The following is an 18,686-nucleotide window of genomic DNA, read 5'->3' on the forward strand; positions in this document are numbered from 1 at the left end:
AATGAAAAGGAGTGATGTACTTGATTTTAAAAAAGAGGACAATTCCAGTGAAAATTCTTATTTATGAAGCTGTTGTGAAAAGACTGCCCTTTAACCACCCCCGTAAGAAAGAGTTCCAGACAAAATTGATGAAATTAAAGGCCGGGTACAAAGGAGAAGTTGATTTGGATTATTATCTTGCACAACTTCCGGAGAAGGAATTTATCCTCCTCCAAGGCTTGAGGCTTCCTCATTTTGAAACCCACTTTCAAATTGATACCCTTCTCCTTTCCCCTTCATTTTTTATTAATTTCGAATCCAAAAACTACGCTGGTGAAATTGACATTGATTTAACATTTGATCAATTGATCAGAACTATTGATGGAAAACAAGATACATATGGGAATCCCATTTTACAGGCGAAGATTCAAACCTCAAACTTAACCACCTGGCTGAAAAACAATTCATTCTCCTACCCACCTATAGAGTATTTTGTCACCATCAGCAGCGCACAAACAATCATCAAAAACTCAAACAATTCCCCTGAAGTATTCTATAGAGTTTTCCGTACAGCGCGCGCACTTTATAAAATTGAAGATATGAAACTGAAATTCAAATCCGAAACGCTCACAATGAAGGACCTAAAGAAGATTGCTCACAAATTAATTAAATCTCATCAGCCACTAATCGTTGATCCAAAGGTATTGAATCTCCCGCTTAATGAATTAATTAAAGGCATCCAATGCCCTGAATGTCATCAATTTGGAATGAAAAGGATACATGGGAATTGGATATGCTCCTCCTGCAGCCACCTTTCAAAAACTGCCCATATCTCCGCTATTAAAGACTTTTTTCTACTACATGGTTTTTCCATCGACAATCAACAGCTTCGTGAGTTCTTAGGAATTGACTCTGTTGATCTTGCCACTCATATATTGAAATCCATTAACCCCATCCCTTCCGGATCAAAGAAAAACAGAATATATTCCCCGCCAAAAGATTTTTTCAGCTGACTAATTTTATATAGTACAATTATTGTAAAAAGGTAGAGGAAAAGAGGCGGAACGATGAAGGTGACTCTTTTTGCGACTTGTTTGGTTGATATGTTCCAGGGCAATGTGGGAAAAGCGACGGTGGAGCTGCTGGAGCGGCTTGGCTGCGAAATTGATTTTCCTGAATCGCAGGTTTGCTGCGGGCAGCCAGCGTATAACAGTGGTTATGTAAAAGAAGTGAAAGCGGCGATGAAGTCGATGATTGATACGTTCGCGGATGCCGAGTATGTCGTCTCCCCTTCTGGTTCATGCATTGCGATGTTCCATGAGTATCCCCATATTTTCAAGGGAGACCCTGTTTGGGAATCAAAAGCGAAGAATCTGGCGGCAAAATCGTATGAGCTGACACAATTCATTGTAGATGTTTTAAAAATCGAAGACGTTGGAGCCCGGTTCAAGGGTAAGGTTACCTACCACACTTCTTGCCATATGACGAGATTGCTTGGGGTGAAAAAGGCACCTATGATTCTATTGGGAAATGTGAAGGATCTTGAATTTACCGAGCTTCCGAGCAAGGAGCAATGCTGCGGGTTCGGCGGTACTTTTTCAGTAAAAATGGCGCAGATTTCAGAGCAGATGGTCGATGAAAAGGTGATGCACGTTGAAGAAACAAGTGCAGATTATTTGATTGGGGCTGACGCTGGCTGCCTGATGAACATCGGTGGACGGATCGACCGAAAGGGCAAGCCCATCAAGGTGCTGCATATCGCCGAAGTGCTGAATAGTCGATAAAGAAGGAGGACTTCCTATGCCAATGAAAATCGGTACTAATGACTTTAAAAAGCGTGTGGAGAATGGCATTAATGACTCATTCATGAGAGGCGCGGTTGCCGGAGCTCAGGAGCGGATGGGAACGCGCAGGCAGGATGCAGCAGATGAGCTCGGAAACTGGGAGGAATGGCGCAATCTTGGAGAAGAAATTCGCCAGCATGTACTCGACAATCTCGATTACTATTTGGAGCAGCTAAGCGAAAATATTGCAAAGCGCGGCGGCCATGTGTTCTTTGCCCAAACCGCTGAAGAGGCAAATGATTATATTAAAGACATCGTGAAAAAAAAGAATGCGAAAAAAATCGTCAAAGCGAAATCAATGGTCACGGAAGAAATCAGCCTTAATTCCACCCTTGAACAGGCTGGCTGCACTGTAGTTGAGACGGATCTCGGCGAATACATTCTCCAGGTGGATGATCATGATCCGCCATCGCATATCGTTGTACCAGCTTTACATAAAAACAAGGAACAAATCCGGGACGTTTTTACCCAAAAGCTCGGCTACCAAAAGACGGAAAAGCCTGAGGAACTGGCCTGGCATGCCCGAGAAATGCTGCGAAAGGAATATTTGACCGCTGACATCGGCATCACCGGCTGTAATTTTGCCGTCGCTGAAACAGGTTCGTTCGCCCTTGTCACAAATGAAGGAAATGCTGATTTGGTGACTTCACTGCCAAAAACACAAATTACGGTGATGGGAATGGAGCGGCTTGTCCCGACATTTGAAGAGCTGGAGGTCCTGGTCAGTCTGTTGACGAGAAGCGCAGTCGGGCAGAAATTGACTAGCTACATCACTGTCCTGACAGGACCGCGGGAAGAGCTGGATGTCGATGGTCCGGAAGAATTCCACCTCGTAATCGTCGACAATGGCCGCTCAAAGATTCTCGGTACCGAATTCCAGCCAATCCTGCAATGCATCCGTTGTGCGGCTTGCATCAATGTATGCCCTGTTTACCGTCATGTTGGCGGGCATTCATATGGCTCTATCTATTCCGGTCCGGTCGGCGCGGTGTTATCCCCGCTGCTTGGCGGTTACGATGAATACAAGGAGCTTCCATATGCCTCAACTCTGTGCGGAGCGTGTACGGAAGTTTGTCCTGTAAAAATTCCGCTTCATCAGCTGTTGCATAAGCATCGTCAGGTTATCGTCGAGAAGGAAGGCAAAGCACCGATTTCCGAGAAGCTTGCAATGAAGGCATTCGGCCTTGGTGCAGCTTCCCCAATGCTGTATAAATTCGGTTCCAAAGCAGCCCCTGCCGCGATGAATCCTTTTACAGCAGGAGATAAAATTTCAAACGGACCTGGCCCATTAAAGGCCTGGACAGAGATCAGGGAATTCCCTGCTCCTAACAAAGAGAGGTTCAGGGACTGGTTCGAGAACAGGGAAAAAGGAGGCGGTGAATCATGACAGGGACAATCCAAAACCGGGAAGCATTTCTAGAAAAAATCACAAACTCCTTGGGCAAAAGCCGGCGTACTAATGGTGTCACTGTACCAGAATGGAAGCACCGCCCTCAGGATACTGTTTTGAGCGAGGCGACAGCTGATAAATTGATAGAAGTTCTTAAAAATCAGTGTTTGAAAATCCACACAAGCCTTGTGATGACAGACCTGAAAACTCTGCCTGCTGCTTTAAACAAGGTTGTTCAGGATTATGGCGGCGGTCCGGTTGTGTCGTGGAAGGATGAACGTTTTACAGACTGGGGACTCGATTCACTGATGAAAGAACAGTGGCCTTCAGAAAATATAGAATTTCATCAATGGGATTATACAAAGGTCGAGGAAAATATACGCCAGGCTGAACGCGCGAATGTCGGAATCACCATCAGCGAAATCACCCTTGCAGAATCCGGAACAGTCGTATTGTTCAGTGCCAAAGATAAAGGGCGGACAGTCAGCTTCCTGCCTGCCACATATATTGCACTGATTCCTAAAAGTACAATCGTGCCGCGCATAACTCAGGCAGCGCAGAAGATGCGGGAAATGCACCTATCTGGCAAAGAAGTAGCCTCCTGTATCAACTTCATTACAGGGCCGAGCAACTCAGCGGATATAGAGCTGAACCTTGTCGTCGGGGTACATGGACCTGTGAAAGCCACTTATATTGTAATTGAAGATTTGTAAAAAGCCGGCTTCCGAAAAGGGAAGCCGGCTTTAACCTTATTGAATCGTATATCCCCCATCAATAACTGCTGCCTGGCCAGTGATTCCTTTGGCCGCATCACTAGCGAGGAACATTACATAACTGGCTATTTCCTCTACAGCCAGCAGGCGTTTTTGCGGCACGAGCGGAAAAATGACTTCTTCGAGCACTTTTTCAAGTGGCACATTCCTTGTCTCTGCAAGGCTGGAAAGCTGGTTGCGCACAAGCGGTGTGTCGACATACCCGGGACAGACCGCATTTACTGTGACCCCATGCTCCGCGGTTTCGAGTGCGGCAACCTTGGTCAGTCCAATAACCCCATGCTTGGCACTATTGTAAGCTGCTTTACCAGCAAACCCTACAAGCCCATTGATGGAAGCCATGTTGATCACCCGGCCAGAACCCTGCTTCTTCATGACCGGCAGCACATGCTTCAAGGCTATAAATGGTGCAGTAAGCATAACTTTTATCAACAGTTCGAATTTTTCCGTCGGGAAGTCTTCGATCAATGATACATATTGCAAGCCAGCATTGTTGATGAGTACATCGACACGACCATAGTGCTCAATACATTTTTCAACTGCCTGCTCAATGTCTTTTTCGCTAGTGACATCACATTTCAAACCAGCGGCTTCATGCCCTAATTCACGCAGGCTTGCTGCCGCTTTTTCCACAGCTTCTTCCTGTAAATCTGTCAAAAATACCTTCCCGCCCTGCTCACCAAAACTCTTTCCTATCTCATACCCGATTCCCTGGGCGGCTCCGGTAATCAGTATGACTTTATCTTTTACCATTGGGAATCTCCTTTCATTAAATACCTAATCCTAGAGAGAATAGAATGATCGCTATTGTTACCCCAATCAATGGGACGATGACTGTTACGGCTGCAACAGGATTGTAGGCATCCTGATGGGACTCGCCGCAGATTGCCCGAACAGTTGTGACCACATAACCATTATGCGGCAGTGAATCAAGTGCTCCGGAGGAAATTGCCGCTACCCTGTGCAGCGCTTCCGGATTGACGCCCATATCCATATAATGCGGAGCAAGTAATGGGAGCGCAATTGCCTGCCCCCCGGATGCTGAACCAGTCATCCCTGCAATGACACTTACAGCAATTGCCGCCCCGATTAACGGGCTTCCAGGTATATTCGTCATTGCATCAACAGCAGTCTGGAAAGCCGGCACAGCTTTTGCTACACCTCCGAATCCTACAACAGCAGCAGTGTTACCAATCGCAATCAATGCCCCCATCGTTCCTTCAGAAAGTGCTTCCCAGAAATTTTTGAAGTACTTGCGATTTAATAAGTAAGCAGATACAACTCCGCCAAGGAGAGCGATGATCAATGCTGACTGTTTTAATGAATCATGGAAAATGAAAGAAATCACCAATACCACTACTAAAGGAATCAAGCCCATGAGAGGATGAGGCAGCTCACGCTTTTCCATCATTGGATCAGTCTTCCTGGCGACGAATTTCTCTCCTTTTGCTACAGCTTTTGTGATCATCCGTTTCAGCCACCAGTAACCAAAAATCATCATGAAGACAGCAACGATGGCACTGACCTCCCAGCCTGCCAGCGGTGAAGTATCCAGGAATTGAATGGGAATCCAGTTCTGGATTTCCGGAGAACCTGCAGAAGTCATCGTAAAAGTGACCGAACCGAAGGCTAATGCAGCTGGAATGAAACGCCTTGGCAAATTGGCCTGCCTGAACAAGCTCAATGCCATTGGGTAAACAGAAAACGCTACGACAAACAAGCTTACTCCGCCATATGTCAAAACAGCACAGGCAGCGACAATTGCCAGGACAGCATACTTCATTCCAAGCTTATCGACGATGAACTCAGACACACTGTCAGCCGCGCCGCTATCCTCCATTACCTTTCCGAAAATCGCTCCAAGCAGGAACATCATGTACCAGGCAGTAACAAATCCAGAAAAACCAGACATATAATTGCCAACAAAATTGGCAGCCCCTTCTTCAACCAGCTGAGGGAACAGCGGCATCCCACTGAACACAGCAACAAACAACGCAGAAATCGGTCCAACAATAAGCAGGTTCATTCCCCTCATTGTTAAAAAAATTAATAAAGCGAGACCGCCAATCAATCCAATCATACTCAGCATTCTTTTTCCCCCTTGATTTTTTAAAATGAAAACAAACGAAAACTATCCTCCTTGCCCAATGTGATGACAACGCTTACAAAAATATTGAATAAAATTGCTGTATTATCTTATTGCAACTATCGTGCCAACTTTTCAGGTCAGGAGAATCGGCTTTTATTCTTAATTTTCAGTTATTTAATTCCGGATTTCCGGACTCTATCATTCTTCCATTACCTTTGCTAAATAGAACCCAAGTTATTTAACCTGTCCAGTTCCCGTTGATTAATTACCATTCATACAGTGAATACTTATTTAAATATTGCTAGAAAACAAGGAAGTCCGAAAACTCGGACAGCATTCCGAATTTCCGGACTACAAGAGGCCGTATTTATTAAGCTTTTCATAAAGTGTGGACCTGCTTATCCCCAGCTCCCTGCCAACCAGGACTTTGTCGTCTTTATTCCTTTCAAGACTTTGCTTCAGTACCCATTGTTCTGTTTCTTCAACAATATCCTTAAGCTTCTTGTTATTGAATCGATAAATGGCAGTCTGGGTTTGCAGATAATCCGGCAAGGAATCCAGCGTAATCTGTTCTCTCTTTGTCAAATGGACCGCAGCCTCGATGACATTTTCTAGTTCGCGGATATTACCCGGCCAGCTGTATGATTTCAGAATTTCCATGACATTACCTTCAATTCCTCCAATCCGCTTTCCTAACCGATTGGTAACTTTGTCGATAAAATGCGCGATCAGCAGTGTTAAGTCCTCAGCACGTTCTCTTAATGGAGGAACGCTGAAAGGAACGACATTTATCCGGTAAAATAAATCCTCCCTGAATCGTTTCTCTTCAATCATATTCTCGAGCGGCCTGTTTGTGGCAGCGATAATCCGGACATCAACCGAAATCGATTTCGTCGAACCAATCGGTTCTATTTCCCCATCCTGCAAGGCACGTAAAAGTTTTACCTGCATGCTCAGCGGCATGTCCCCGATTTCATCAAGGAAGAGGGTACCGCCATTAGCCAGCTGAAATTTCCCCTTTTTTCCTCCTTTTTTCGCGCCTGTAAAAGCTCCTTCCTCATAGCCAAACAACTCGGATTCGAGCAGATTTTCAGGGATTGCTCCGCAATTCACCTTAATGAACGGCTTCTGGTTCCGACTGCTAAGCTGGTGGATGCTGTGGGCGAACAATTCCTTCCCTGTTCCGCTCTCTCCCCTGATCAGAATCGAAATATCGCTATTGGATACCATTTTCACTTTCTCTTTTAAACTAATAATCTGCTGGGACTCGCCTAGGATGTCATCAAGCGTATATTTCACGCCTGAATCAATTTTCTGGATGTATGGCTGCATCCTGGTCAGCAGGCTTTTAACATGGCTGTCCATTTTCATCCATTCCTGAGTATCCCGGAAAAATACCGTCCCAAAGGCGGCAATTATTTCGCCATTTTTAATTATAGGAACCCGGTTGGCGATCATGTAATTCCCCTTGATAAATTGCAAGTCAGCCAGTTCCTCTTTTCCGCTCTGGGCCACAATATGCATCCTGGTATTCTCAATCACTTCGGTCACATGCCTGCCGATCGTCTCTTCACGATTGACTTCAAGGAATTCACAATAATTATGATTGATATAGATGATCCTGCCTTCTCGATCAACAACAACAAGCCATTCAAAGGCATTCTCGACAATGGTTTCAATAATGTTCGCTGGAATATGTAAAAGCTTCGTATTCATAATCCGCCACCTGGTTTTTCTTTTGATTTTATCACATTTTTCTGAAAACAATAGCTCGCATAAAAAAAGCACCTAAAAATAGGTGCTTTAGTCTACATTAGCTGCATAGTCGTTATGCAAGTAGCATCATTCTCAAATGTGGATATTTCTGATTCAACCGTTTTACCGTTATATCCAATCTTGGTTTTGAACTTTTTATCACGTGGCAGCCACAAATCGATGAAACCGTTCTGCTGGGACATCATTTTCTCTTCAACGACCACGTTTCCGTCCTCATCCTCAATATATACATCAAACTCTTTTTCAACCAGTTCACCTTGACAACCTGTCAAGCTATGATTCGTTCAAGGATGGGTTTGATTTTCATATGGCGCGATTGAGACGAAGAAGTCTTCTTCCGAGATGTCGTAGACTTGCTTGTCCCCTTCACTATCGGCAATTGTTAGCTCTTGTGAAGTGATGGAAGCTTTGTGGCCCTTAATTTCGCCCGTGCTGTAATCACTCACCAATTCCTTGATGTTCTGTTGTTGTTTTTCTGGTTCAGCAGATTCCTCTCCGCCATTACAGGCAGTTAATAAACCGGCAGCCAAAAACGCAATTCCGAGGATCTTAAATTTCAAGCCATTCACCCCCTTGTCTTTCAAAATATGATTATATTATAAACTCACAGTCCTATATTAGATGTAAAATATGCATTTTTTATCGAGAAAAAATGCATATTATGTGACCATTTAAAAGAGGAGCTGGTATCTAAGCCCAGTTCCATCCTATTTCTTTATGCTTGTGCAGCAACATTGTGCAATTCCTTTAATTTTCGGTCGTAAATTACGGTAGTGAAAATGCCAACGAACATGAGCGCGATCAGAATCGCGAATAACATCGGCATACCGTATAGGTCGACCAGGATTCCTCCCATGAGCGGGCCGATCATCCTCCCGCCAGTTGCGGTGCTGTTAACGATTCCCTGGTAAAAGCCTTCCCTGCCTTTTGGCGCCAGATCATTTGCGATTGTCGGAACGGCCGGCCAGATCAGCATTTCCCCAATTGTCAGGATCACCATAGCAGCCACAAAGCCTGTGAATACTTGAGCTCCTGCAGCAACTGCATAGGAAACCATGAAGATGACCATGCCGATGATGATTTGCAGCTTCATTTTATTCTGGAACGGCTTGATCAGCCTATTTACAACCGGCTGGCCGAGAACGATCAGTGCACCGTTAATTGTCCAGAGGATACTATATTGGTTCAAGGAAATGTTTAATTCCTGAGTATAAGCTGCGATCGTTGTTTGCCACTGTACATACCCAACCCAGCAAAGCAAGTAGCCGACAGCTAAGATAAGAAGCGCATACAGCTTGGTATGGCTTTTGACGGCGCTATTTTCCTGAAGGACATTTGTTTGTTTCGCTGACCTAGTATCGATGCTGCGATAGCCAAAAACAGCAATCATCATGAAAATCACGTACATGGCCGCGTTCGCCATAAAAATCAGCTGGAATGAATAGGATGCGACAAGTCCGCCAAGCGCAGCTCCAACCGCAACTCCAAGGTTTTGAGCCACATAGATGGCGTTGAACGCTTTACGCCCACCTTCCTTCCAAACCGACCCTGCCATTGCGTACATCGCCGGAAAGACGATTCCAGCACCAAAACCAACCAATGTCAAAAAGAAAATATACTGCGGCCAGCCTGGCCACAAGGTCAAGCCAAGCAGCGCCATGATGGTAATGCTGATTCCTAGAATAATAGACTTATAACCGCCAATTTTATCAAAAAGACTGCCGCCAAAAAGATTGCCAATAACGCTGGCAGCAGAGTTTAGCATCAGTACGATTCCGGCAACAGACAAAGATTTGCCGAGGTGCTCATGAATATAGATAGTGTTCAGAGGCCATAAAAAAGAGGATCCAGTTACATTGACTGCCATCCCGATAATTAAAAGCCATAAGGCTCGCGGCATGAAAAACGCCTTCTTTCATTAAATAAGATTCGAAAAAACCAAAAGCGCAAGCGCCTTGTTCAGCCCCGACAAGCACTGCCCGCCTAAAACGCCACGTCCTCCCAAAAGCTACCGCTTTCGGTCGTGCGATGAATCGCTTCGAAGCTTTCCTTATCCTGTGGCTGGCGGGTCTAGCACGTCGTGTGCCACGGAGGGCCGACCGGTGATGTCGTTCTTTGACTTCATTGGGCGGACCGTAAACGAAAAGTAGAGGCGACTGTCCAACTCCGACAAGCGCTGGAAGGCCTGCCTGTGAAGTCGTCTTTGACTTCATGCGCAGGACCGAAGCGTCTCGAGGAGTTAGGAGCCGCAGCTGGACAAGTGACTCAAGGGGCTAGGCGCTGGAGCTGGATTAAGAAAAACATATATACCAAAACAGTATTTACTTTTAATTTCCTATAGAATACCAAAGTAATTTTAGTGGTTTTTACTATTGGTTGCAATAGGAATTTATGAAGGGAGTTGAAGTTGAAATTTTCTATTTTTTTGAAGCTGAATTGGAAAAAACACTCGATTATTTCCAGTCCGCGGAATTATATGTTATTTTCGCGGAATCGTGAGGTGTTTTCGCAGAATCATGAAGGATTTTCGCGGAATCCGATGCTGTTTTCGCGGAATCAACCGGTGTTTTGCGTAATCAAAAGGTTTTCCTATCGAAATCAAGTTATCTTATCGCGAAAAGGAGCAATCTTTGCTCGGGAATCCAGTTCATTTTGCGGAATTAGTAAAAAATGTATCCAGGATAATTGACACTGATTCATTTTTCTGCAAAACTAAAGAAAACACCGTACAAACTACCATTTGCACAGTGTTTTCCTATTTATCTATTCTCTAAATTTGCTATTCTCTATTTTTTCGGAGCTGGCTGTTGGGCTGGGAAGTAACTATTGATTGCTTTCTCTTTCTTCTTGAAGTTATCTTTTTCCTCGTAGACAGCCTTCTTCACTTTTTCAATCTCTGTCTTGACTTCCTCAAGGTTTACACCCTTTTTCGTCAATTCTTCAATAGCAAGATTAATTGCTGCATTCGATTCTTCCACTGAAACTCTCAATGAATCCATTGTTCCCTGCGGATTATGGAAACCAGCTGAATTTTCCGCTGCAACGATATCCCAGAACCACTGGGCTTTCCTTATATGCGCCTGTGCTTCCTTGATTTTAGCCTCGTTTACACCAGATGTGATCATCTTATTTATATAGTAGTGTGATGTAATCGAGATATCCTCTGCTTTATGGAGCCCTTCCATATGAGTATCCTGAATATCCATCACTCGGCCCTTCAGCTCTTCCATATCGCGGTTGGTGTGGCATGTTGCACACGACTGCTCCATTGTCTTCAGCGGCGAAGTCCACCAGTGGGAACTGATTTTCTTCTTGCCATCGACTCGGTCATACGGCATGTGACAATCTGAGCAAGTCACACCTGCCTCACCATGCGGACCTTCAATATGCGTTTCAAACTCTGGGTGCTGTGCCTTTAACATTGGTGTACCGGATACATTGTGAATCCAGTCCTTCTCAAAGCCTGTTTCTTTTGCAATTGTTTCATAGTATTCAAACATGTCTTCAGGCTTGAATCCTTTTGCCCATGGATATGTGACCTCTCCATTTTCAGCAGCAAAATAATATTCTACGTGGCACTGGCCGCAAACATAGTTCCTCATGTCATTCTTAGTTGGATTGGACATGTCGATTCCCTGTGATTCCATTGCTTTGATAAAGCTTGGACGGGTAACTCTCAAATCCATTGTCTGCGGGTCATGGCAGTCTGAGCAGCCGATCGGTGAATGCCCCATCGCTTCTGCCTTTGGCCAAATATCCTGATTAAAATTACCGCCCCAATAATCGTCTCCCATTTCCTCGATCATATGAGGAACTGCCGTCGATTTACAAGTTAAGCATGAACCGATTGATTTGTCAGTAATACGTGCAATCGCCCGGACATCCTCATTGGCGTAAATATGGCCGCGATCCTCATTGTATTCAGTCGCAAAGCCATAGCCGTTGAAAAGGACAGGCAGATATGGTTCCTTATCATGGTCGTACTTGCTTCGTTTGACAGAACCACTGTATTTTGTATCCTCCATTTTTTCATTTTGCTTGTAGCTGTCATATTGCAGCGGGAATAAGTCCTTGAAGGCCTCATTGCTGATTTCATCTTTGCTAAGCCCTGTTTTCAGCTCATTTGCGGAAGTTGCTTTTTCCTCTGAGCCGGAGCAGCCTGTTATGATGAGCATGACAGCCGCAAGGAGCAAATATGCCCAGCGGAAATTTCTAGCCATTGTCCATCGTACCTCCTTTTTTCTCTAAAAGCTCGCCAGGTTTCGGCGGTTTAAAATAATCCTCTGTTTTGAAGCCTTTGCCGTGCGGCACTGCCTGGTGGCAGCTTGAACAGCTGTCCTTTGCATCATGTGATACATTATCCAGCGTATTTTCATGGCAGCTGATGCAGTTCTCATTAATGACTTCATCAGAGTTTTCTGTTGCGTGCAGCACCTTCGGGATTTTCGCTTCACCAAGTGTATTGAAGTACACATGGGTCATACCTGCTTTTGCCTTATAGGTGTATTTTTCGACCATGTTCTCATGCGGCAAATGGCAGTCCCCGCAGGCAAGTCCGGCGTGGTTGGAATCAGAGAACGAGTCATGGACCTCTGTCATGATATGGCAGCTCGAGCAAAATTCAGGTGAATCCGTATAAGCAAGCGTTTTGACAGTGACGACAGAAACAATGATTCCAGCAAATACGCCAATGAATAACAGCATCTTTTTGTCTATTCCCAGTAGCTTTTTCAGCATCTCTTTCACCTCCCTTATAGCTGATTAACGCAATCTACTATAGGCTGCGCTGCTAGAAAAATTCAGCCAACAATGCAGCCGTATTAAAACACGAATGTGCTTTAACCAAGGTTATGGTGAAACTTCTTCCTGGATCATCCTGATTAAGTCGTCCTTCGTTGTCGGGCCGGAGAAGCGTTCAATAATCACGCCGTTCCTGTCGATGATAATGGTCTCAGGCTGCCCGATGACGTTGTAATCCTTTGAAATTTCTTCTTTTGTATCTAAAAGGTAAGTTAGCTCAGAGCCGCTTTCCCCGATGTATTTTTCCATCCGTTTTTTCGATTCGCCTTTAGCGAGGATCAGCAGCTTTGCATCCTTATACTCTGCGCCGAATGCCTCCAGTTCAGGTGCTTCATCAATGCACGGTGCGCACCATGTCGCAAAAAAGTTCAGGACAACTGGCTGGCCCTTAAAATCAGAAAGCTTATAGGTGTTGCCGTCGATATCCTGCAGCTCGAAATCGATAGACTGGTCACCTGGCTGGGCTGATGCTTTCCCTCCCAGTCCGCTGACCAAAAAGCCCAGAACTCCGATGACGGCAACAATAACGAGGATCGGAACGATCTTTTTGCCCATTTTCATCACCCGCTTTTAAAAATCTGATTTCCATTCTTCAAGAAGTTCGAGCTCTTTCTTCAACTGCTTCTGACGGCGTCCAAGCACTACCACATAACCAGCGATCAACGTCCAAATAACTGAGTAAGCCATGAATAAGTAAGTCATTTTAAACTCCTCCTTAGTAATTAGCCAGCAAGCTTTTCAATTGCTTTTGATTTCGCCTTTTTGACGATATGCCTCATCTTTTCTATTTCGATCCCTTTGCGCATCAGGAACGCGTAAAGCAAGGTAATCGTAAAAATCGAGAATAGCAGTGCGACGAGCATATCGGGCTCGATTCCGCCTCCAGACTGGTTTTTGCCTTCGCCGAACACGATCGGATGAAGCTTCGTGTTCCACCAGCGGATTGCCATGAAGACAATCGGGACGTTGATGACACCGATGATGCCGAAAACTGCTGAAAGTCTTGCGATTTTCTCCGTTGAACCGTCCATCTTGCGGACAAACAGATAAGCAACATAGATGAACCAGAGAATCAGGGTTGTCGCGAGGCGAGGTTCCCATGTCCACCACGTATTCCAGCTTGATTTTCCCCAGATCATCCCGGTTATCAGTGTGATCGTCGTGAAAAGCACACCTATTTCTGCTGAGATTCCGGCATTGATATGATGCTGGAGCCTCGGCTTGATCAGCACCCTAACGCTGTAATAACCTACGACACCGAAAGCGAGGAAGGCGACCCATGCACTGCCAACGTGGAAGTAAAATATTTTCTGTGTAGCGCCCATTACCTTTTCAACAGGCGACCATATAAAAATCAGATAAAGTGCAATAAAAAATGACGGAATTAACGTAAACAGCAACAGCCGGTCGATAATGCCAGTATTCTTTTCCATCAAGACCCCTCCATAATAAATTCGAATAAGAAAAAGCATGCAGCCAGGAACAATAAATCGTAAGCAGCCATTAGCCTGATCCAGGAAGCAGCATCCGCGATTAGTTCATTTTCAAGAATGATTCTTGTGGCCTGGACACCCGCGATCAGCAGTGGACTTAGTAGGGGCAGCAGCAAAACCGGCAAAAGCATCTCGCTGTTCTTTGCGTTTGCCGAAAGCGCAGCCAGGAAGGTCCCGACTATAATGAAACCGAGTGTGCCAATGATGACTACAAGAATGAACCAGCTCACTTTTCCAAAAAAGCGGTAGTCGAACAGCAGAAACAAAACAGGAATGCTGACCAGCTGGACTGCCGTTACGAGGATGAAGTTCGCCAAAACCTTTCCAAGATAGATGCTGGAAGGGTCGATTGGTGCCGAGCGCAGTCCTGTCAGGGCATCGTTTTCGTGCTCGGAAAGGAAGGAACGATTCAGTCCCAAAATTCCGGAAAACACGGTAATCAGCCAGACAAGCCCGGGAATTACAGCCTTTACCATATTGTTTGTCGGATCGAACGCAAAGCTGAAGATCAGTACGACGAGACTCGAAAAGATGACCATCATGCCGATTGTCTGCTTTGTTTTGATCTCATTGCTCAGGTCTTTGCTGGCGATCGTCCACGCATCTTTAAGAATCGAAATCATGAGCTCTTCACCTCTGCTTCGTACCAGCGCTTCATCTCTGCCAGGCTTACTTCTTCTCGAATGCGCCTTGTTGAGACGATCTTTCCTTTCTTCAGCACGGCCGCCCTGTCAGCAAGTGCATGAACCTGCTCAAAATCATGCGAGATGATCAGGATTGACGTCCCACTGTCCCGTTTGTTTTTAATGATGTTATTCAGCAATGTCACTGCCTCCTGATCGAGGCCAGTGTGCGGCTCATCGAGCATTAGGATATCAGGGTCGGGCAGCAGCACTCTGGCGATGGCTAGTCTTTGCATCATCCCTCTTGAAAAGGAGCGAATGGGCATATCGCGAAAAAGGTAGAGCCCCACTTCCTTTAAGAGTTCATTTGTTTTCCTGTCAAGATCCTTTACCTTGTAAAGCTTCCCGTAAAATTTGAGATTTTCGAGCGGGGACAGATTATTGTACAGAAATGATTCATGACCTAAAAAACCAATCCGCTGCTTAATCTCAGCTGAGTTTTTCTTAACAAGCTTCCCATCCAGGAGAATTTCCCCGCTCGTTGGCTGCAGAAGTCCGACCGTGCATTTAAAGAAGGTGCTCTTTCCTGCTCCATTCGGGCCAATCACCGCTAATATCTCCCCTTTTTCCAATGAAAGGGTGATATTCCTTAATACGAGTTTATCTCCCAGCATTTTGGTCATTTTCCTCAGTTCCAGCATTGTCCCCAACTCTTTCGTTAAGTGTATTGTTCCAGTTCTTTGCTTACCTCAGCGAGATGGCTCTGGTAATCAAGTTTCAGCAATTTATAGTTCTCTTCGGTGATTTCCGCTGCCGACAGCCTTGCTTCAAGTCCGGCAAGTTCCCCTTCAATCACTTTTTTTCTTAGTAAAAGGTGTTTGAATAACTGGTCTTCCTCACCAATCATGTCCTCAGCAGGCATCCTCCGTTTTCGCAAAAACCAGACAAGAGCTATGACAGCAGCTAGAGCAATCAGCAAATAGTGTGGATTCACCATGTTTAACCCAGGAGTCGTGAGCCAGAATTTCACAAGCCATTCAGGATGGTAGGCTGGTGCCATACTGATCACCCCTTCTGATTGCGAAGCTTCTTCAGTTCTCTAAGGATTTCTGCTTCTGCTTCGGCATCCTTTATCTTCTTTTTGCTCTCTGGAAGATGTTTTGCCTTGCGTCCTTGCGTTTCTTCCTTTAACATTTCAGCCGCGAGCAATTGGTAATTCTCCTTCAATTTCTCAAAATCCTCAGCTGTGATTTTCTTCATTAAAAAGTCCATTTCCAGCTCATTCACAGCACTGTAGACTTGCTCCAGCGTCAGCTTTTCACCCTCTGTCTCCACTTCCTGAGCTGGCACCTCACCTGATGAGAAAAAAGGAGAAACGATGAAGTAAAAGCAAGTGATGATCACGAGTGATCCAATTATTAAAAATACATAATCCATTTTGATCAGCTCCTAGAAAAGCTTCCGGCGCTCTTCGTCAAATGTTTTTGCAGCAATTTCTTTCTCGATTTCCGAACTCCATGCTGTCTTCGCCTCAAGCTTTGTTTCTGCCTTCTTGACTGTCAATTTTCTGAGCCAGACACCGACAATCACACTGCCAATGCCAACTCCTGCCGCTGGCATCCCCCAGGCAATCCAGCCACTTTTGCCGCCGCCCGGAGTTCTCAAGGCAGCCTGCCCGTATTCATCAACATAGGATTGGATGATTTCCGGTTCTGATTTACCACCGTTCAGCATCTCAACCACTTCATCGTAGTAAATCTTCTTTACTGAACAGGTGGACAACTCGTGGTCAGCATGCCCCTGCATATCAAGCTGACCGATGATGTGTTTGAATTCCTTCGAATTATACGTAAAAGCTGTTGTCATGCCAGGAATCACGATAAGCAAAAGGAGTGTTGTTAAGAGAATTTTCCTGTTCACTTTTTTAACCCTCCCACTCTCGAAATGCCTTTATTGATTTGGTAACGGAATGTGGTCGGCCTACCGCCTATGAGGGCGAATGCTGTACCGATCACCATGATAATGCCGCCTACCCAGATCCAGCTTACAAATGGATTTACTTTTACCATGAATGTGACCTTGTCTTTGTTCTCCCAGGAGCTGAGTACTACGTATAGATCCTGGCTCCAATTCGTCTTGATTGCTACTTCTGTTGATGGCTCTGGCCATGTTTCATAGAAGATTTTTTCAGGTTTGATTTTGCCAATGTCCTTGCCCTTGTACGTAACATCAATATCGGCCACAACCACGCCATTGCCGTTTTTTGTATGTTCAGTCAGTTCGTTGAACTTCAGCACATAATCCCCGGTTTTGATGCTGCCTCCTGCATCTACCGTTTTCAGCACCTCTGTTGAGTAAGTATGCGAAGAAATGACACCTACCGCGATAACTGCAATACCGATATGGACGATATAGCCACCATAGCGGCGCTGGTTTTTTACTGTCAGTTTAAACGCTGCCTTCAGGATGTTTTCCTTCGTTGCTTTCCTTCTTGCGCTGATCCCTCTCGCGAATTCAAGCAAGTGCGTTCCAAACATGAAGCTCGTTGCCGATAAGCCGATAATGGCGTAAATTCCCTTGACGCCAAAAGCGAACAGGAGGATTGCTGTGGCAACACCCATTGCCAGTGGCCAGAGCATGTTCTTCATGAACTTTTCAAACACCGCTTTTTGCCATGCGATTAGCGGGCAGATTCCCATTAATACAATCAGCACCAGAAGGATCGGAGCCATCACTTTATTAAAATATGGCGCGCCGACATTGACCTTTGTCCCTGTAAAAGTTTCTGAAATCAGCGGGTACATCGTCCCCCAGAAAACAGCGAAAGCGGCAGCCACAAGAATCAGGTTGTTTAGCAGGAAGCTGCTTTCTTTTGAAAAATAAGCTTCAATTGGACTGCTGTCTTTTTTAATCAGTCCGTACCTTGTCATGACTATATACAGAGAAAACAGCATCATGAAAGCCATGAAAACAAGGAAGTACGTGCCCAGATTGCTGTCGCCAAACGCGTGGACACTTGTCAGGACTCCGCTTCTGACAAGGAATGTCCCAAACAAAGTCAAGATGTAAGATAAGATGATCAAGCTTACGTTCCAGGTTTTCAGCATATTTTTTCGTTCCTGGATCATCACTGAATGAAGGAATGCCGATACGGTCAGCCATGGCAGGAACGAGGCATTTTCAACCGGGTCCCATGCCCAGTAACCGCCCCATCCTAGCTCAAGGTATGCCCACCAGCCACCGATCACATTGCCGAGCGTCAGGAACAGCCATGCAAGAAGCGTCCATCTCCTAGTTAATTTAATCCACTCTGAATCCATTCTCTTCAGGATCAGTGCCGCAATCCCGAACGCGAATGGAACGGCCAATCCAACATAGCCCATATAGAGCGTTACTGGATGGAGAATCATGCCCGGATTTTGCAGCATCGGGTTAAGCCCTTTTCCATCAGCCGGAATTTTATCGGTCATTTCAAAAGGATTTGCATTAAGTGCCATTACACTGAAAAAGAACAGGATGTTAACCATCAGAATGCTGGATACATATGGCATCATCCGGTTTTTCTTTTCTCTTGAAAAGACAACCATTGTCGCGTACAACGCTAAAAGGAAAGCCCATAATAGCAGGGATCCGGCGTTACCCGCCCAAAATGCTGTCAATTTATAAGCCATTGGCAGGCTTTCATTCGTATAGGAAGCCACATATTTAAATTGGAACTGGCTTGTTCCAAGAAGGTAGAGCAGCAAGAAGGAAGCAATACTTGCTACAAATGCAAGCGATATGACTGCACCTCTTGCGCTTTCCATCCATTTGCTGCTTTTCTTCTTAAGCCCGACGATATTGGCGATGATTCCATATAGTGAAATCACGATCCCAAGGTAGATTGAGATGTTCCCAATTAGATACATACAGATAACCA

At 45.2% G+C, this 18,686-nt stretch carries 20 protein-coding genes; 4 read left to right on the forward strand and 16 right to left on the reverse strand.

Annotation, left to right across the window (positions count from 1 at the left end; translation table 11 throughout):
• Nucleotides 1–47: 47 nt before the first annotated feature.
• The 4 genes from DYI25_RS12640 to DYI25_RS12655 are packed head-to-tail and all read left to right on the forward strand — an operon-like array spanning nucleotide 48 to nucleotide 3,926.
• Nucleotides 48–992, forward strand: a complete 945-nt coding sequence (locus DYI25_RS12640; RefSeq protein WP_213369193.1) for a nuclease-related domain-containing protein — start codon at nucleotides 48–50, stop codon at nucleotides 990–992.
• 54 nt (nucleotides 993–1,046) lie between these two features.
• On the forward strand, nucleotides 1,047–1,763 hold the full coding sequence (locus tag DYI25_RS12645; RefSeq protein ID WP_213369194.1) for a (Fe-S)-binding protein: 717 nt from the start codon (nucleotides 1,047–1,049) through the stop codon (nucleotides 1,761–1,763).
• Between the two features lie 16 nt (nucleotides 1,764–1,779).
• Nucleotides 1,780–3,210 (forward strand): LutB/LldF family L-lactate oxidation iron-sulfur protein, encoded by a 1,431-nt coding sequence (locus tag DYI25_RS12650; protein ID WP_213369195.1) that lies wholly within the window; start codon nucleotides 1,780–1,782, stop codon nucleotides 3,208–3,210.
• Nucleotides 3,204–3,926 (forward strand): LutC/YkgG family protein, encoded by a 723-nt coding sequence (locus DYI25_RS12655; RefSeq protein WP_213369589.1) that lies wholly within the window; start codon nucleotides 3,204–3,206, stop codon nucleotides 3,924–3,926. Before DYI25_RS12650 ends, DYI25_RS12655 begins: the two co-directional genes overlap by 7 nt.
• Before the next feature lie 36 nt (nucleotides 3,927–3,962).
• On the opposite strand, the gene DYI25_RS12660 is transcribed toward DYI25_RS12655, so the two are convergent.
• From DYI25_RS12660 to DYI25_RS12735, 16 genes are all read right to left on the reverse strand, one after another.
• Nucleotides 3,963–4,739 carry a 3-hydroxybutyrate dehydrogenase gene (locus DYI25_RS12660; protein WP_213369197.1) on the reverse strand — a complete coding sequence of 259 codons (777 nt, stop codon included), beginning with the start codon at nucleotides 4,737–4,739 and terminating at the stop codon, nucleotides 3,963–3,965.
• A 16-nt stretch (nucleotides 4,740–4,755) separates the two neighbouring features.
• Entirely contained in the window at nucleotides 4,756–6,075 is a 1,320-nt protein-coding gene (locus tag DYI25_RS12665; RefSeq protein ID WP_213369199.1) for a GntP family permease, read from the reverse strand.
• 351 nt (nucleotides 6,076–6,426) lie between these two features.
• Nucleotides 6,427–7,791, reverse strand: coding sequence for a sigma-54 interaction domain-containing protein (locus tag DYI25_RS12670; protein ID WP_213369201.1), 1,365 nt, complete (start codon nucleotides 7,789–7,791; stop codon nucleotides 6,427–6,429).
• Nucleotides 7,792–7,883: 92 nt separating this feature from the next.
• On the reverse strand, nucleotides 7,884–8,411 hold the full coding sequence (locus tag DYI25_RS12675) for a CueP family metal-binding protein (protein WP_213369204.1): 528 nt from the start codon (nucleotides 8,409–8,411) through the stop codon (nucleotides 7,884–7,886).
• A gap of 155 nt (nucleotides 8,412–8,566) precedes the next feature.
• A complete protein-coding gene (locus DYI25_RS12680; RefSeq protein ID WP_213369206.1) occupies nucleotides 8,567–9,751 on the reverse strand; it encodes an MDR family MFS transporter in 1,185 nt (394 codons plus the stop codon).
• Nucleotides 9,752–10,637: 886 nt separating this feature from the next.
• On the reverse strand, nucleotides 10,638–12,071 hold the full coding sequence (locus DYI25_RS12685) for an ammonia-forming cytochrome c nitrite reductase subunit c552 (RefSeq protein WP_213369208.1): 1,434 nt from the start codon (nucleotides 12,069–12,071) through the stop codon (nucleotides 10,638–10,640).
• Nucleotides 12,064–12,588 (reverse strand): cytochrome c3 family protein, encoded by a 525-nt coding sequence (locus tag DYI25_RS12690; protein WP_213369210.1) that lies wholly within the window; start codon nucleotides 12,586–12,588, stop codon nucleotides 12,064–12,066. The genes DYI25_RS12685 and DYI25_RS12690 overlap by 8 nt, the downstream gene beginning before the upstream one ends.
• A gap of 111 nt (nucleotides 12,589–12,699) precedes the next feature.
• Nucleotides 12,700–13,206 (reverse strand): TlpA family protein disulfide reductase, encoded by a 507-nt coding sequence (locus DYI25_RS12695; RefSeq protein WP_213369212.1) that lies wholly within the window; start codon nucleotides 13,204–13,206, stop codon nucleotides 12,700–12,702.
• Between the two features lie 15 nt (nucleotides 13,207–13,221).
• A complete protein-coding gene (locus DYI25_RS12700; protein WP_213369214.1) occupies nucleotides 13,222–13,353 on the reverse strand; it encodes a CcmD family protein in 132 nt (43 codons plus the stop codon).
• 20 nt (nucleotides 13,354–13,373) lie between these two features.
• Complete coding sequence (locus DYI25_RS12705) at nucleotides 13,374–14,084, reverse strand: cytochrome c biogenesis protein (RefSeq protein WP_249745311.1); 711 nt, start codon at nucleotides 14,082–14,084, stop codon at nucleotides 13,374–13,376.
• Complete coding sequence (locus tag DYI25_RS12710; protein ID WP_213369219.1) at nucleotides 14,084–14,767, reverse strand: heme exporter protein CcmB; 684 nt, start codon at nucleotides 14,765–14,767, stop codon at nucleotides 14,084–14,086. Before DYI25_RS12710 ends, DYI25_RS12705 begins: the two co-directional genes overlap by 1 nt.
• Complete coding sequence (gene ccmA, locus DYI25_RS12715; RefSeq protein WP_213369221.1) at nucleotides 14,764–15,468, reverse strand: heme ABC exporter ATP-binding protein CcmA; 705 nt, start codon at nucleotides 15,466–15,468, stop codon at nucleotides 14,764–14,766. The genes DYI25_RS12710 and ccmA overlap by 4 nt, the downstream gene beginning before the upstream one ends.
• A 17-nt stretch (nucleotides 15,469–15,485) precedes the next feature.
• Nucleotides 15,486–15,827, reverse strand: coding sequence for a hypothetical protein (locus tag DYI25_RS12720; protein WP_213369223.1), 342 nt, complete (start codon nucleotides 15,825–15,827; stop codon nucleotides 15,486–15,488).
• A 5-nt stretch (nucleotides 15,828–15,832) separates the two neighbouring features.
• The gene (locus DYI25_RS12725) at nucleotides 15,833–16,204 is read right to left on the reverse strand and encodes a hypothetical protein (protein WP_213369225.1); all 372 of its coding nucleotides are present in this window, start codon (nucleotides 16,202–16,204) and stop codon (nucleotides 15,833–15,835) included.
• Nucleotides 16,205–16,216: 12 nt separating this feature from the next.
• On the reverse strand, nucleotides 16,217–16,687 hold the full coding sequence (locus tag DYI25_RS22455) for a cytochrome c-type biogenesis protein CcmH (protein ID WP_213369227.1): 471 nt from the start codon (nucleotides 16,685–16,687) through the stop codon (nucleotides 16,217–16,219).
• Nucleotides 16,684–18,675 carry a heme lyase CcmF/NrfE family subunit gene (locus tag DYI25_RS12735; RefSeq protein ID WP_213369230.1) on the reverse strand — a complete coding sequence of 664 codons (1,992 nt, stop codon included), beginning with the start codon at nucleotides 18,673–18,675 and terminating at the stop codon, nucleotides 16,684–16,686. The genes DYI25_RS22455 and DYI25_RS12735 overlap by 4 nt, the downstream gene beginning before the upstream one ends.
• Nucleotides 18,676–18,686 lie beyond the last annotated feature (11 nt).

It is taken from the genome of Mesobacillus boroniphilus (assembly GCF_018424685.1).
Lineage (GTDB): Bacteria > Bacillota > Bacilli > Bacillales > Cytobacillaceae > Mesobacillus > Mesobacillus boroniphilus_A.

Bases quoted from the DNA above. Each gene is read 5' to 3' on its own strand.
- DYI25_RS12705 (WP_249745311.1), bottom strand. From the start codon at position 14,084: ATGGAAAAGAATACTGGCATTATCGACCGGCTGTTGCTGTTTACGTTA.
- DYI25_RS12725 (WP_213369225.1), bottom strand. From the start codon at position 16,204: ATGGATTATGTATTTTTAATAATTGGATCACTCGTGATCATCACTTGC.
- DYI25_RS12660 (WP_213369197.1), bottom strand. From the start codon at position 4,739: ATGGTAAAAGATAAAGTCATACTGATTACCGGAGCCGCCCAGGGAATC.
- DYI25_RS12690 (WP_213369210.1), bottom strand. From the start codon at position 12,588: ATGCTGAAAAAGCTACTGGGAATAGACAAAAAGATGCTGTTATTCATT.
- DYI25_RS12665 (WP_213369199.1), bottom strand. From the start codon at position 6,075: ATGCTGAGTATGATTGGATTGATTGGCGGTCTCGCTTTATTAATTTTT.
- ccmA (WP_213369221.1), bottom strand. From the start codon at position 15,468: ATGCTGGAACTGAGGAAAATGACCAAAATGCTGGGAGATAAACTCGTA.
- DYI25_RS12735 (WP_213369230.1), bottom strand. From the start codon at position 18,675: ATGTATCTAATTGGGAACATCTCAATCTACCTTGGGATCGTGATTTCA.
- DYI25_RS12670 (WP_213369201.1), bottom strand. From the start codon at position 7,791: ATGAATACGAAGCTTTTACATATTCCAGCGAACATTATTGAAACCATT.
- DYI25_RS12720 (WP_213369223.1), bottom strand. From the start codon at position 15,827: ATGGCACCAGCCTACCATCCTGAATGGCTTGTGAAATTCTGGCTCACG.
- DYI25_RS12700 (WP_213369214.1), bottom strand. From the start codon at position 13,353: ATGACTTACTTATTCATGGCTTACTCAGTTATTTGGACGTTGATCGCT.
- DYI25_RS12685 (WP_213369208.1), bottom strand. From the start codon at position 12,071: ATGGCTAGAAATTTCCGCTGGGCATATTTGCTCCTTGCGGCTGTCATG.
- DYI25_RS12645 (WP_213369194.1), top strand. From the start codon at position 1,047: ATGAAGGTGACTCTTTTTGCGACTTGTTTGGTTGATATGTTCCAGGGC.
- DYI25_RS12650 (WP_213369195.1), top strand. From the start codon at position 1,780: ATGCCAATGAAAATCGGTACTAATGACTTTAAAAAGCGTGTGGAGAAT.
- DYI25_RS12680 (WP_213369206.1), bottom strand. From the start codon at position 9,751: ATGCCGCGAGCCTTATGGCTTTTAATTATCGGGATGGCAGTCAATGTA.
- DYI25_RS12710 (WP_213369219.1), bottom strand. From the start codon at position 14,767: ATGATTTCGATTCTTAAAGATGCGTGGACGATCGCCAGCAAAGACCTG.
- DYI25_RS12695 (WP_213369212.1), bottom strand. From the start codon at position 13,206: ATGGGCAAAAAGATCGTTCCGATCCTCGTTATTGTTGCCGTCATCGGA.